Genomic DNA, 13,721 nt, shown 5'->3' on the forward strand with positions numbered 1-13,721 from the left:
TTTCTGTGTTTAGTGTTACCTGCTTGGCGGCGACTTATTTAAAAACTAAAAAAAGCGCTTGTGCGCTTTTTTTAATATACATAGATTCGGGCATCCAGTGCCGCAATTTTGTGTGGACCGGCCAGCAGTGGGTTAATGTCGATTTCGGCGATCCTTGGTTCTTCCATGATTAACCGGCAAAAGGCGGTAATTGTTCCGATTAGCTGCTCCATGTCGGCAGCCGGCTTGCCCCTGGCACCTTCCAGCAGCTGGTATAGTTTTATTTCCTGCAGCATTTCCAGTATTTCATTACGGGTCAGAGGAGGTATGCGCATAGTAGTATCGCTCATTATTTCGGTAAAAATGCCCCCGGCTCCGCAAAGTACCACCGGCCCGAATTGCGGGTCCCGTTTTGCTCCTAAAAGCACCTCCGTACCTCCGGATAAATGTTTTTGGATGATAACCCCATCAATTTGCGCTTCTGGAAGCGCTGCCCTTACGGTGCTCATCATTTGTTTCCAGGCGGAAAGCAATTCCTCGGCGGTACTGATATTTAAAGCTACTCCGCCAATATCAGATTTGTGAGCAATTCCTTTACCGTCAATTTTAAGCGCCACCGGGTAACCTAATTCTTCGGCTGCCCGGACTGCCTGTTCCCCGGTTGCGGCCTTTGACCAACCAGCCACGGGAATGCCGTATTGCTTTAACAAATTCATTGTTTCTCCGTAATTCAAAAGACTGGGTTGGTAAGTTGGATTAACCTGCAAGTTTGTGCTGTTTTTAAGTTTATAATTCTGGTGGGGAATTTCCCTTTGTTGAATCAAGTTTTGCCGGTATAAGGCGGCCAAGGACCTGGCTGCTCTGTTTGCCGACGGGAAAACCACCAGTGTGTCCTGCTTTTCCAATTTGGCGGCATATTCCTGCCAGCGGCTGCCCAGGGCCCATAGTGTAACCGGTTTTGAGGCGGACCCGGCCGCTTCGGCGATTATGTCTGAAACATCCAGGAAATTATCCTCGGTCCAGGCGGAGGTGATACAAATCACCCCGTCCACTCCGGGATCCTTTAAGACAGTTTCCAGGACAAGGCGATAAATGCTGCCGTAGCCGTGCAGCATGCTGGCCGGCCATATGTCGACCGGGTTGCCCGGTTCCATCCAATCGGGGAAAAACTTTTTCAGCACCTGCATGGTTTGCGGGCTGTATTCGGCAATCGTTAGCCCATAACGGGCACAGGCGTCAACGGCAATGATGCCTCCGCCGCCGGTAATGGTGACAACGCCAACCCGGGGACCCCGCATCAGGGGTAGGGTGCGAAAAACCCTGTTGTAATCGCTTAACTCCTCAACGTCAATAACCCGGATTACCCCCGACTGCTTTAGTGCCGCGTCAAACACCGCGTCTTCACCAGCAAGTGAGCCCGTATGGGAACCGGCCGCCCGGGCGCCGGCTTTACTGCGTCCCGTCTTTAGCGCCAGCACCGGCTTTTTTCGGGAGGCGGCAGCTGCCGCAGCCATAAATTTACGGCCGTCGCCCATGCCTTCCAGGTGCAGGTTGATTACACCAATGCGGGGGTCGGCGGCTAAATGGGGCAGCATATTGGCAAAATCAAGGTCGGAAGTATTGCCGGTGTCTATACCAATGCCAATGCCGCCCGAAAAAATTTCCGATGCCGTCATGAAAATGCCGGACTGACACAATATTCCCACCGGGCCTGTCCGGTTGATAAATTTCATAAACGATGTGCTAAAACTCGCAAAATTATTGACTATCCCCAGCGTGTTGGGCCCCAGAACGCGAATACTCTCCCTGCGGGACAACCGGCTGATTTGTTTTTGCAGCTCCCGTCCCGCGGCATCCCCGTCTGTAAAGCCCTGGGCTACAATAATCACAAGCTTAATGCCACGGCGGGCGCAATCTTCAAAAATGGCAGGTACGACATCCCTGGGCGCGCAAATAACTGCCAGATCAGGAATCTCCGGCAGCTCCAATACGCTGCGGTGAACTTTGACGCCCAGGATCTCGTCAGCGTGTGGGTTTACGGCGTATATCTTACCTTTATAGCCGGAACTCAGCAGCATTTCCAGCGGGTTGTTGCTGTCCTGGCCAAGCCGGCTGGTGACTCCTGCCAGGACCACTGATGCCGGCGAGATTAGTTTTTGATATTGCTCATAGGTAAACCCCATGGTAACCCTCCTGTGCACATGGAATTACATATAGTAGTAATAGTATGCAAGCAATAATTGTACCAGTAAAATTACCGGCAGACCCAGGGCAAATGCGCGATGGCGGGTTTTATGCCGGAATAAGCGCATTCCGGCCAGGGCTCCCGGCGTTCCCCCAACCAGCGCCAGTGTGAAAAGTGTCTTTTCAGGAATACGCCACCTGCCTTGTTTGGCCCGGCGCTTGTCCAGGCCAAACAGGAGAAAAGAAATTAAGTTGACAGTCAAAATATATGTTGTAAACAACTATATCACCTGTTTCAAATAAATTGGGGTTGACTTCTTATACTCTAATTAATACTATAAGGAAAGGGGATACACCTTTTTTATGGTAATAACTATAAAAGATATAAGGAAAATTGCGCAGCGCACGGAGGGAACCAACGGAGCGCCAGTTACAAGTAACTTAATAAGTTTTTCAGGACAGGAAAAAGAGTTGAGTTTAGCAGAGAAGAGTTTTTTAAGAGCTTAGGTGAGTAGGTGTCGTTTATAAAACGGTACTCATTTGAGTGCTGTTTTTTATTTTTTCTGGGGGAGATGTGAATATGATTTACCCTGATTTAAATGAATATATCGAACTGAGCCGTAATTACAACTTGATTCAGGTTTATACCGAAAAGGTGATGGATACCGAAACCCCCATTACCTTGTTTCTAAAATTGTCGGGTAATGGGCCCTGTTGTCTGCTGGAAAGCGTGGAGGGTGGGAGCCATTTGGGCAGGTATTCTTTTATAGCCATGGACCCTCTGGTGACGTTCCGCTCTAAAGATGGCAAGGGGGAAGCTATTTACCCCGATGGATCCGCAGCTGCCGATGGCCCGCCTTTAGAGGCGCTAACAGGTTTGCTTGGCAATTACCGGGTGCCCCGGATTAAATCCTTGCCCAGGTTTTACGGCGGGGCGGTGGGCTACCTGGCGTACGATGCCGTTCGGTTTGTTGAAAAACTGCCGGGTACACCCGTCGATAAGCTGGAACTGCCGGACTGTATGCAGTTTGTGCCCGGAACGGTAGTTATCTACGATCATGTCCGGAATAGCGTCACTTTTGTTATCAATATGCCGGTAGAGGTGCGAAATCCCGCCGCTTCCTACTGCCGGGCGATAGATAAACTGGCGGAAATTGACAAGAAGTTGCTTAGCCCGCTGCCTACGCCCACAGATTTTACTTTAAGCGGCACAGTAAATGTTGACCTGCCGGATGAGGCTATGATGCGGCGGATAGAACAGGCTTTGGAGTATATCCGGGCGGGCGATATTATCCAGGTTGTGCTTTCACGCCGTTACTCCGTTGGTTTCAAGGGGGATGCTTTTGCCGTTTACAGGCGGCTCAGAAGCGTTAACCCGTCCCCCTATATGTTCTACTTTAATTTGGGTGAGATCAAAATTGTTGGATCTTCACCTGAAATGCTGGTGCGGGCGGAAAACGGGATTTTGACCACCTGTCCGATAGCTGGCACACGCCCTAGGGGCAAAACACCGGAGGAAGACAACTGCCTGGCTGCTGAGCTGCTTGAAGACGAAAAAGAGAGAGCCGAACACCTGATGTTGGTTGACCTGGGGCGCAATGATCTGGGGCGGGTCTCCCTGCCTGGCAGTGTCAAAGTGCCACGTTTTATGGATATAGAGTATTTCTCCCATGTTATGCATATTGTTTCCCGGGTGGAAGGTGTTCCGAAACCCGGGGTTGGTGCCCTGGACGCGCTTAAAGCTTGTTTCCCGGCCGGTACGGTAAGCGGTGCGCCCAAGGTCAGGGCGATGGAGATAATTGATGAGCTTGAGCCAACCCGGCGCGGGATTTACGCCGGTTCAGCGGGTTATCTGGGGTTCAACGGAAACCTTGATACCGCCATCGCTATCCGGACGCTGGTGGTTAAAGACGACACAGCTTATATTCAGGCCGGTGCCGGAATTGTGGCTGATTCCAAACCGCGGAGCGAATGCGAGGAGATGGCCCGCAAAGCCGGCGCCATGTTTAAAACACTGGGCCTGGAAAATTAAAAAAACCGTTGACAGTTGCTGTTAATAGTAGTAAATTAATTAAATAAGTTAATATTTTTTACGAGAGTTTAGTTGAGATTAGTTGAGTTTTTTTAAGTTGGAGAGGAGCTGAGATGAGTGCGGACCGGCGTATATACAGCCGGCGCTCATTCATTTGAGTGCCGGCTTTTTTATTTGTCCGGGAAAGGGGTGACCTACGGTGCTGTTGATGATTGATAATTACGATTCGTTTACTTATAATTTGGTGCAGTATCTTTCCCTGCTGGGGGAGGATGTTCTGGTGAAGCGCAACAATATGGTTACCATTCCGGAAATATTGGACCTTGCCCCGGGTTACATGGTACTTTCACCGGGACCGGGAATCCCGGATGAGGCCGGGATTATGCTGCAGGCAATTCAACAATATGCAGGCAAAATGCCCATCCTGGGGGTTTGCCTGGGACTGCAGGCCATTGGGCGGGCCTTTGGCGGCAGAGTTGTCAAAGCCAGAACCCCCATGCACGGCAAAATATCCTTAATCTATCACGATGGCCAATCAGTTTTTGCTGGGCTGCCGTCTCCCTTTAAAGCGGTTCGCTACCATTCTCTGATTGTAGAGAGGGAGACGCTGCCCGCTGAATTAGAGGTAACCGCTTGGACCGAAGAAGGAGAAATTATGGGTCTGCGTCACCTGCACCTGCCGGTGGAAGGCGTACAATTCCACCCGGAATCCATGCTCTCTGAATACGGCCTCGACCTCCTCGCCAACTTCCTCAAGGGGGCAGGCTTAAATTAATTATAATAAAGAAGACTTGGTTCAGGTGGGGGTTTTAACCCCATCTACCTTAGTCGCACTTATTTCGAGCTTACAGCTTGTTAATCCCCGACCTAAGAGGGCGGGGTCTTACAGGCTGCGCGAAGATAACTGCAATATTTTAATATCACGATATATTAAAAAGAGTTGAGAGGAGCTGAGTGGAGTGATTAAAGATTTATTAAACAAAGTGGTGGCCGGTGAGAATCTTTCCGAAACCGAAGCTGCCGGAGCGATGGAGCAAATTATGGAGGGCGGGGCAACACCGGCCCAAATCGCCGGACTGTTGACCGCGTTAAAATTGAAGGGTGAGACCATTGACGAAATAACAGGCTTTGCCAGGGTGATGCGCAGTAAAGCAACGCCTGTTGCCAGCTCGCACCCTATGCTGGTAGATACGTGCGGCACCGGAGGGGACGGATCCAATACGTTTAATATTTCCACGGCTGCTGCGCTGGTGCTGGCCGGGGCGGGAGTTAAAGTGGCCAAACACGGCAACCGCTCGGTATCCAGCCGCTGCGGCAGTGCCGATGTCCTGGAAGCCCTGGGGGTTAACCTGGAACTTACTCCGGATGAAGCTAGCGTTTGTCTGGACCGGGTGGGGATTGCCTTTCTTTTCGCGCCTTTGCTGCATGGGGCCATGAAGTATGCCGCCGCACCGCGCCGGGAACTGGGTTTCCGCACTGTTTTCAACATCCTGGGCCCGCTGACCAACCCTGCGGGTGCCCAGGCCCAGGTGCTGGGCGTGTACAGTCCAAAGCTGGTGCGTGTGCTGGCGGAAGTGCTGGTGCGGCTTGGCGCCAGGCGGGCTTTTGTGGTGTACGGTGCCGGTGGGCTGGATGAGGTTTCACCGGTGGGACCCGCACTGGTATGCGAAGTTTGCGATGGAAGTGTTGATGAATATGAGCTGGACCCGGCGGTTTACGGCTTTACACCTGTCGGCGCCGACCGGCTGGCCGGGGGACCTCCCGAAGAAAACGCCGCAATCATATTAAAGTTGCTGAAAGGCGATAAAGGCCCCAAGTATGATGCGGTGGTCCTTAACGCAGCCCTGGGTTTGATGGCGGCCGGAGTGGCAAATGATTTTGCCGTCGGTGTCGACCTGGCGTCACGCAGCATTGAAAGCGGCGCCGCCCTGGCCAAACTGGAAGAAATGGTCAGGTTTACGGCGGGCTGCAGGGAAGCCAGGGCAGCGGGGCTATGAGCGAAAACATTTTGGAAAAAATCCTGCGGCATAAAAGGGAAGAAGTGGCAGATAGCAGGAAGCGCCTGCCTTTGGAAAAGCTGAAAGAGTGGGTGGCGGAAGTGCCGTTTGCTCCGGTAGGGTTTGGTCCGGCGCTGCAGCATCCCGGGGAAGTGGCCTTAATTGCCGAAGTGAAGAGGCGCTCTCCCTCCAGGGGAATAATTATAAAGGATTTTAACCTGATGGAAACAATTGCCGCCTACCGGGAGGCGGAAGCGGATGCGGTTTCCGTATTGACCGAAAGGGAATTTTTCGGTGGTGCCGCGGAATATCTGGCCGCTGCCAGACTGATGACCCGGCAGCCTTTGTTGAGAAAAGATTTTATTATAGATTTATATCAGATTTATGAGTCCCGCTTTTTAGGAGCCGACGCTTTGTTGTTGATAGCGGGAGCGCTGGCGGACGAAGAACTGGGAGAATTTATTGAAACTACCCGCGCGCTGGGCATGGAAGCGCTGGTGGAAACCCGCACTCCCGATGAAATAGAACGGGCGATAGCAGCCAAAGCTTCAATAATTGGGATTAATAACCGGGATCTGCGGTCTTTTCAGGTTGATCTTAAAACTACACGGGAATTAATTGGTTATATCAACAAGCCGCATTTTACCGTGGTTAGCGAAAGTGGAATAAAAAACAGGACAGACGTTGAAACGCTGGGCAGCTATGGTGCTGACGCGATACTGGTGGGCGAGTCGTTAATGACCTCAGGTGATCTTCAGGATGGGGTCAGGCGGTTTAAGGGAGTTGGCAAAGCGATGAAGGTGGCCGTGGTATGAGCGAAGATTATCAGGTTAAGGTAAAAATTTGCGGTATTACCGGCGTTGATATGGCCCTGGCGGCGGTGGAGGCGGGAGCCGATGCGTTGGGTTTTGTCTTTGCTCCCAGTCGTCGCAGGGTCCAGCCGGAAACGGCCCGCGCAATTATTGCCCAGCTGCCGCCATTTGTCGCCCGGGTAGGAGTGTTTGTAAACTCGCCGCCGGGGGAGATTGAGCAGATAGCCCGGCACTGCGGTCTCACAGCTGTTCAGTTGAGTGGTGACGAGCCGCCCGGCTATGCTTTAGATCTTGCCCTGCCGATAATCAGGTCACTGCGGGTGGGCAACGGCAAGCCGGTACCCGATTTGAACGGCTTTAAAGACGACGCATTTTTATTTGATACTTATTGTGATAAAAGCTATGGGGGGACCGGGAAAACCTTCGACTGGTCTCTGTTGGAAAATATAGCATGCCCGAAGCCGGTGATATTGGCCGGTGGGCTAAACCCCTTCAATGTGCGCGAGGCGGTCCGAACCGTCAGGCCATATGCGGTTGATGTCTCCGGAGGGGTTGAAACGAACGGGCAGAAGGACGCGCAAAAAATAAAAGAGTTTATCACTCTGGCCAAGGGGGTTTAATAGATGACATTGGCATTACCGGATGAGCGGGGCTATTATGGCCGGTTCGGCGGCAAATTCGTACCCGAAACACTGATGCCGGCGCTGGAGGAGTTAATAGAAGCTTACGAACAGGTCCGCAATGACAGCGCTTTTCAGGAAGAATATCGTTATTATCTGGCCAACTATGTGGGCAGGCAGTCCCCACTGTACTTCGCCCGGGGGTTGACTGAATTGCTGGGCGGGGCCAAAATCTACTTGAAACGGGAAGACCTTAATCACACCGGGGCACATAAAATCAATAATACCATAGGCCAGGTGCTGCTGGCCCGCCGAATGGGAAAAAAACGCATCATTGCCGAAACCGGGGCGGGACAGCACGGTGTGGCCACGGCCACGGTGGCGGCCATGTTTGGCCTGGAGTGCGCCGTATACATGGGTGAAGAAGATATTCAGCGCCAATCCCTTAACGTGTTCCGCATGAAACTGCTGGGGGCCGAAGTGGTGCCTGTGGCATCCGGCAGCAAAACACTTAAAGATGCAATGAACGAGGCCATGCGGGATTGGGTTACCAATATAGCATCGTCATATTACCTGATTGGATCGGTGGCGGGCCCCCATCCCTATCCAATGATCGTCAGGGATTTTCAGCGGGTGATCGGCGACGAGGCCAGGTGCCAGGTTCTGGAACAGGCCGGCCGGCTGCCTGACTACGTGGTTGCCTGCGTTGGGGGCGGCAGTAATTCTATGGGTATATTTTACCCCTTCATCGAGGACCGGGAGGTGCGGTTGGTTGGCGTTGAGGCGGCCGGCCACGGACTGGAAACCGATCTTCACGCCGCCACATTATCAAAAGGCAAACCCGGGGTATTGCACGGTTCTTTAAGTTACCTGCTTCAGGACGGCGACGGCCAGGTAGTTCCCGTCCACTCCATTTCGGCCGGGCTTGATTACCCGGGTGTTGGTCCGGAGCATAGTTTCCTTAAAGAATCCGGGCGGGCCGAGTATGTTTCGGCCACCGACCGGGAGGCGCTGGACGCATTTAAAGTTCTTTGTCGTACCGAAGGGATTATTCCCGCTCTGGAAAGCAGCCACGCCCTGGCCGCAACCATTCGCCTGGCCAGGGAATTGCCAAAGGAAAACGTGATTATTGTTAATTTATCCGGCCGTGGAGATAAAGATGTGCACACCGTTGCTACGGAAATGGGGGTGTCCTTGAATGACTAAAATGGTCCAAAGCAGGATAACGGCGAGACTTGAGCAAGTGCTTGCTTTAGGGCAGAAGGGCCTGATTGCTTATATCACCGCCGGTGATCCTGATTTAAAAACCACCGTGGAATTGGCGGTGGCTATGGCGGAAGCGGGGACAGACGTGCTTGAACTTGGTGTTCCCTTCTCAGACCCGGTGGCCGATGGGCCTACCATTCAGGCTGCCTCCCAGCGGGCGCTGGCCGGAGGCGCCACTGTGCAAGGTATAATTCAGGCGGTTGAAGCGATTAGAAGCCGCAGCGACATACCCCTGGTGCTGATGACTTATTATAACCCGGTGCTGCAGTATGGACCGGCTAAATTTGCCGCCGACCTGGCCAGGGCGGGAGGAAATGGACTGATCGTGCCTGATCTGCCGCCCGAGGAATCGGATGAGCTGCTGCAGGCACTGGACGAAAACGGCCTGGATTTAATTCCGCTGGTGACGCCCAACACGCCGCCCGGGAGATTGCAAATGATTGCTGCCAGAGCCCGCGGATTTATTTACTGCGTTTCGGTGACGGGTGTAACCGGGGAGCGGCAAAATATTATGACCGATCTTTCCGCCATGACCGGTGCGGTCCGACAGTATAGCCCGCTGCCCGTAGCGGTGGGTTTTGGAATTTCCGGGCCGGAGCAGGCGGTTAAAGTTGCCCGTCATTGCGACGCAGTGGTGGTGGGCAGTGCCCTGGTTAATATTGTTTCCCGCCGAACGGGTTCAGCCGGCTTGGTTGACGAGGTCTGTAAAAAAGTGGAGGAACTCAAACAAGCTTTGGCCGGTCCGGAGGTGAACTAAAATGCTGCCCAATTATAAACTTGTCAGCCGGGAAAGCAAAGTGGAAAACACCGTTATCAGGGTGGGTGATTGTACCATCGGTGGGGGCGCGCCTGTTGTTATCGCGGGGCCCTGCGCTGTTGAAGAAGAGGAAATGATGGTCAAGCTGGCCTGCAAATTAAAAAGACTTGGCGTACACATATTGCGGGGTGGCGCTTACAAGCCGCGCACGTCCCCCTATTCCTTTCAGGGCCTGGGTGTGGCTGGACTGCGTATTCTGGCAGACGCCGGGCGGGCGGCCGGTATGCCGGTGATTACTGAATTAACGGACGCAGCGCATATCTCCGATGTCTGCCGTTATACCGACATTATTCAAATTGGCAGCAGAAACATGCAAAACTTCGGGCTGCTGCAAGAAGTGGGCCGGCTAAAATTTCCGGTGATGCTTAAGCGCGGGCTCTCCGCGACGCTGGAAGAATGGCTGCTGGCCGCCGAGTATATTATGGCCGAGGGCAACCGGGAAGTTATCCTTTGCGAGCGGGGCATACGCAGCTTTGAGACCTATACCCGCAATACCTTTGATATTAACGCTATACCCGCGGTAAAACTATTATCTCACCTGCCCCTGATAGCTGATCCCAGTCACGGTACGGGCCGGAGGGAGCTTGTGCTGCCGGTGGCCCGGGCAGCCATGGCCGCAGGCGCCGACGGGGTGATGCTGGAAGTTCACCCAAACCCGGATCAGGCCCTTTCAGACGGTCAGCAGTCGCTAAAACCGGAGGAATTAGTCTCATTTATGGGCGAATTAACAAATAACACTCGTTTGCACACTAAAGCCAGCGCATAAAGTTTAATTTAGAATTCAGGAGTCAGTAGTCAGAATTCAGTAGGATTTCCTAGCATCTCGGTGTCTTTTTAAAGCATTCGACTGCTTTATAATTATTCTGAGTCCTGGCTCCTGACTCCTGAATACTTTTAATAAATAGTATTATACCGTTGACTGAAAGCTATAAAGCTATATAATTATCATAAAATCATAAAAATGAAAAATAATAAAATAATACTTGGGGAGCTCATGTGATGGGCTGAGAAAGGGCAAAGGGAGCACCTGACCCAATGAACCTGATCGGGGTAATGCCCGCGTAGGAAAGGATTGATGCTTAAAAGGCGCACCTGGCCTATGGGGTGCGTTTTTTATTTAGAATTCAGGAGTCAGTAGTTAGAATTCAGTAGGATTTCCTAGCATCTCGGTGTCTTTTTAAAGCATTCGACTGCTTCATAATTATTCTGACTCCTGACTCCTGACTTCTGAATACTTACTTTGGGAGGTATTTAATGCGCTGTGTTGTTGTAACCGGCGGCAGCGCCGGCGAGGCAAGCTGGCTGGCTGAAATGATTAAACCGGAGGACAGAGTCATTTGTGTTGATGGTGGCGCCCGCTATATCGACAGTTTAGGCATTGTGCCTGATATGATCATCGGTGACATGGATTCCATTGACCGCGGATTACTGGATAAGTTTAAAAAACTTGGTTCAGTTATTAAGGAACATCCGGCAGAAAAAGACGACACCGATACCGCCCTGGCCGTGGCCGAGGCGCTGGCCGGCAAGCCCGGGGAGATAATAATCCTGGGTGCCTTGGGGACAAGGTTTGATCATTCACTGGCCAACATCCACCTGCTGGCGGTTGCCAGGGAGCAGGGTGTGCGGGCGAGGATTGTCAACGAGTTTAACGATATTAGTTTGGTGTCTCCCGGTGAACGCACCGTAGTGGAAGGTGCGGCGGGAGAATTGTTTTCCCTGCTGCCATTGACAGCGAAAGTTACGGGAATTAACGTGACAGGGGCTAAATGGCCTTTGCGTGATGCCGAATTTGTTATCGGCAACCCCTATGGAATCAGCAACCGGTTGGCTGCAGACAGGGCGGAGATAACTATTGATTCCGGCCTGCTGTTGTTGATAAAAATTAATCAGCGAGGTGAATTGCATGGCAGTAATTAATGTAAGCTTTCAAGTTTTGCCGCAGGTGCCGGACGGAAACAGCTATGCGGTTGTTGACAGGGCCATTGAAGTGGTTCAGCACTCCGGTGTCAAATATGAGGTCGGGCCGATGGAAACCACCATGGAGGGCGAGCTTGACGAACTGTTGGATATTGTTAAAAACGCCCAGCAGGCGTGTATTGATGCCGGCGCAAAACGGGTTATGACAATTGTAAAAATTGATTATGCGCCGCAAGGGGTTACCATGGAAGAAAAGGTTGGTAAATATAGAAATGCCCCGCGGTAACAAATTTACAGCTCCGCTGGTTTGTATTGTTGCCCTGATTGCAATTTGGCAGGGTGCAGTAACTTTTTCAGGAATCGAGGCCTGGCTGCTTCCTGCGCCGTGGCAGGTTGCTGCAGCCCTTAAAGACATGCTGCCGCTGCTGCTTTATCACTCCAAGAGTACCTTAATGGCAGCTGCGTCCGGGCTGCTGGCAGCCGTTTTTCTCGCCTCGGCGGTGGCTGTGCTCATGGATTCTTCCCCCTGGTTCAAACGGGGGATCTATCCTTTGCTGGTGCTGTCCCAAACAGTGCCGATTATCTCAATTGCTCCGCTGCTGTTAATCTGGTTCGGGCTGGGACTGCTGCCCAAGGTGATCGTAGTGGCGTTGGTTTGTTTTTTCCCGATAGCGGTTAGTATGGTGGAGGGCATGGAAGCGGCCGAGCCCGGTATGGTTGATTTATTGCGGGTTATGGGTGCAAGTAACTGGAAAATAATTAAAACGGTTCGGTTCCCGGCCGCCCTGCCTTCTTTTTTTTCCGGCTTAAAGATCGCAGGCACTTATGCTGTTATGGGCGCGGTGATCGGTGAGTGGCTGGGGGCCGGCAGTGGCCTGGGGGTATTTATGACCAGGGCCTCCCATTCTTATCAATTAGACCGGGTGTTTGCGGCTATCATTGTGATCTCTTCAGTTAGTTTGCTGCTGTTTGTACTAATTATTCTTTTGGCCAGGCTGGCCATGCCGTGGTATTTTAAGGAGAGGAGCAGGAATAATGGTTAAAAAATATGCGATGGTGTTGTTGCTGGCATTAGCCCTGTTGGCTAACGCAGGTTGTGCTGCCGGGAATAAAGAAGGGGCTGCCGTCAAAGAAGATGCTGCCGCAAAAGCGGAGCCCCGGGATGTAACGGTAATGCTTGACTGGGTACCCAACACCAATCATACCGGACTTTATGTGGCCCTGGATAAAGGCTGGTACAAAGAAGAAGGCCTTAATACCAGGATAGTGGAGCCAACCGAAGGCGGGACCACTCAGTTGGTTGCCACCGGCAAGGCGCAATTTGGAGTAAGCTACCAGGAGGACGTAACCCTGGCCAGGTCCAGTGACGTGCCGGTAGTATCAATTGCCACGGTTATACAGCATAATACTTCCGGTTTTGCTTCTAAAAAAGAAACCGGCATCACCAGGGCAAAAGAAATGGAAGGGAAACGCTATGGAGGTTGGGGCTCCCCCACTGAGGAAGCAATGATAAAAGCTGTGGTGGAAGGCGATGGCGGTGATTTTTCCAAAGTGGAAATTTTCAACATCGGTACCGCGGATTTCTTTACCGCCATTGAGCGTGATGTTGATTTTGCCTGGATCTATTACGGCTGGACCGGCATTGAAGCCGAACAAAGGGGTATTGACCTTAATTTCCTGGAACTGCGCAAGCTTGACCCGGCGCTGGATTACTACACTCCGGTGCTGATTACCGGAGAAAAACTGGTTGCGGAAAACCCGGAGCTGGTTAAAAAATTTATGCGGGCTACAGCTAAAGGCTATGAGTATGCTGCGCAGCACCCGGATGAGGCAGCGCAAATACTGCTCAAATATGCGCCGGAATCAGATGCAAAACTGGTGCTGGCCAGCCAGGAATACCTCAGCCCCCGCTATCAAGATGATGCAGCTCGCTGGGGTGAACAAAAGGGTGAAGTATGGGAGCGTTACGCCAGGTGGATGTATGAGCGCAAACTGCTGCCCCAAATGATAGATACAGAAAAGGCGTATACCAACGAGTTTTTACCGGAGAAATAAAGAAAGGGACGTTTAAGCCTGACCCCGAAGGAGGGGAAG

The 13,721-nt window shown here is 52.1% G+C and carries 14 protein-coding genes and 1 riboswitch; of the genes, 12 read left to right on the forward strand and 2 right to left on the reverse strand.

Annotation, left to right across the window (positions count from 1 at the left end; translation table 11 throughout):
• Positions 1–71: 71 nt before the first annotated feature.
• On the reverse strand, positions 72–2,162 hold the full coding sequence (locus tag BM056_RS05525) for an acetate--CoA ligase family protein (RefSeq protein WP_092469537.1): 2,091 nt from the start codon (positions 2,160–2,162) through the stop codon (positions 72–74).
• 24 nt (positions 2,163–2,186) lie between these two features.
• Entirely contained in the window at positions 2,187–2,444 is a 258-nt protein-coding gene (locus BM056_RS05530) for a DUF1294 domain-containing protein (protein ID WP_092469540.1), read from the reverse strand.
• 299 nt (positions 2,445–2,743) lie between these two features.
• Between BM056_RS05530 and trpE the strand changes: the two genes are divergently transcribed.
• From trpE to BM056_RS05590, 12 genes are all read left to right on the forward strand, one after another.
• Positions 2,744–4,195 (forward strand): anthranilate synthase component I, encoded by a 1,452-nt coding sequence (gene trpE / locus BM056_RS05535; protein ID WP_092469542.1) that lies wholly within the window; start codon positions 2,744–2,746, stop codon positions 4,193–4,195.
• Between the two features lie 199 nt (positions 4,196–4,394).
• Positions 4,395–4,970, forward strand: a complete 576-nt coding sequence (locus BM056_RS05540) for an anthranilate synthase component II (RefSeq protein WP_092469544.1) — start codon at positions 4,395–4,397, stop codon at positions 4,968–4,970.
• A 184-nt stretch (positions 4,971–5,154) separates the two neighbouring features.
• Positions 5,155–6,192 (forward strand): anthranilate phosphoribosyltransferase, encoded by a 1,038-nt coding sequence (gene trpD / locus BM056_RS05545; protein WP_092469546.1) that lies wholly within the window; start codon positions 5,155–5,157, stop codon positions 6,190–6,192.
• Positions 6,189–7,007, forward strand: coding sequence for an indole-3-glycerol phosphate synthase TrpC (trpC, locus tag BM056_RS05550; RefSeq protein ID WP_092469548.1), 819 nt, complete (start codon positions 6,189–6,191; stop codon positions 7,005–7,007). The genes trpD and trpC overlap by 4 nt, the downstream gene beginning before the upstream one ends.
• The gene (locus BM056_RS05555) at positions 7,004–7,624 is read left to right on the forward strand and encodes a phosphoribosylanthranilate isomerase (protein ID WP_092469550.1); all 621 of its coding nucleotides are present in this window, start codon (positions 7,004–7,006) and stop codon (positions 7,622–7,624) included. Before trpC ends, BM056_RS05555 begins: the two co-directional genes overlap by 4 nt.
• A gap of 3 nt (positions 7,625–7,627) precedes the next feature.
• Positions 7,628–8,830 carry a tryptophan synthase subunit beta gene (trpB, locus tag BM056_RS05560; protein WP_092469552.1) on the forward strand — a complete coding sequence of 401 codons (1,203 nt, stop codon included), beginning with the start codon at positions 7,628–7,630 and terminating at the stop codon, positions 8,828–8,830.
• The gene (gene trpA / locus BM056_RS05565) at positions 8,823–9,647 is read left to right on the forward strand and encodes a tryptophan synthase subunit alpha (protein ID WP_207648142.1); all 825 of its coding nucleotides are present in this window, start codon (positions 8,823–8,825) and stop codon (positions 9,645–9,647) included. The genes trpB and trpA overlap by 8 nt, the downstream gene beginning before the upstream one ends.
• A 4-nt stretch (positions 9,648–9,651) precedes the next feature.
• Positions 9,652–10,473 carry a 3-deoxy-7-phosphoheptulonate synthase gene (gene aroF / locus BM056_RS05570; protein WP_165613410.1) on the forward strand — a complete coding sequence of 274 codons (822 nt, stop codon included), beginning with the start codon at positions 9,652–9,654 and terminating at the stop codon, positions 10,471–10,473.
• Positions 10,474–10,681: 208 nt separating this feature from the next.
• A riboswitch (TPP riboswitch) is annotated at positions 10,682–10,792 on the forward strand.
• A 169-nt stretch (positions 10,793–10,961) separates the two neighbouring features.
• Positions 10,962–11,627 carry a thiamine diphosphokinase gene (locus BM056_RS05575; protein ID WP_092469556.1) on the forward strand — a complete coding sequence of 222 codons (666 nt, stop codon included), beginning with the start codon at positions 10,962–10,964 and terminating at the stop codon, positions 11,625–11,627.
• Positions 11,614–11,913, forward strand: coding sequence for a thiamine-binding protein (locus BM056_RS05580; RefSeq protein ID WP_092469558.1), 300 nt, complete (start codon positions 11,614–11,616; stop codon positions 11,911–11,913). The genes BM056_RS05575 and BM056_RS05580 overlap by 14 nt, the downstream gene beginning before the upstream one ends.
• The gene (locus BM056_RS05585; protein ID WP_092469560.1) at positions 11,900–12,670 is read left to right on the forward strand and encodes an ABC transporter permease; all 771 of its coding nucleotides are present in this window, start codon (positions 11,900–11,902) and stop codon (positions 12,668–12,670) included. The genes BM056_RS05580 and BM056_RS05585 overlap by 14 nt, the downstream gene beginning before the upstream one ends.
• The gene (locus BM056_RS05590; protein ID WP_092469562.1) at positions 12,663–13,682 is read left to right on the forward strand and encodes an ABC transporter substrate-binding protein; all 1,020 of its coding nucleotides are present in this window, start codon (positions 12,663–12,665) and stop codon (positions 13,680–13,682) included. Before BM056_RS05585 ends, BM056_RS05590 begins: the two co-directional genes overlap by 8 nt.
• The last annotated feature ends 39 nt before the right edge of the window (positions 13,683–13,721 follow it).

The organism is Desulfotruncus arcticus DSM 17038, assembly GCF_900113335.1.
GTDB lineage: Bacteria > Bacillota > Desulfotomaculia > Desulfotomaculales > Desulfallaceae > Desulfotruncus > Desulfotruncus arcticus.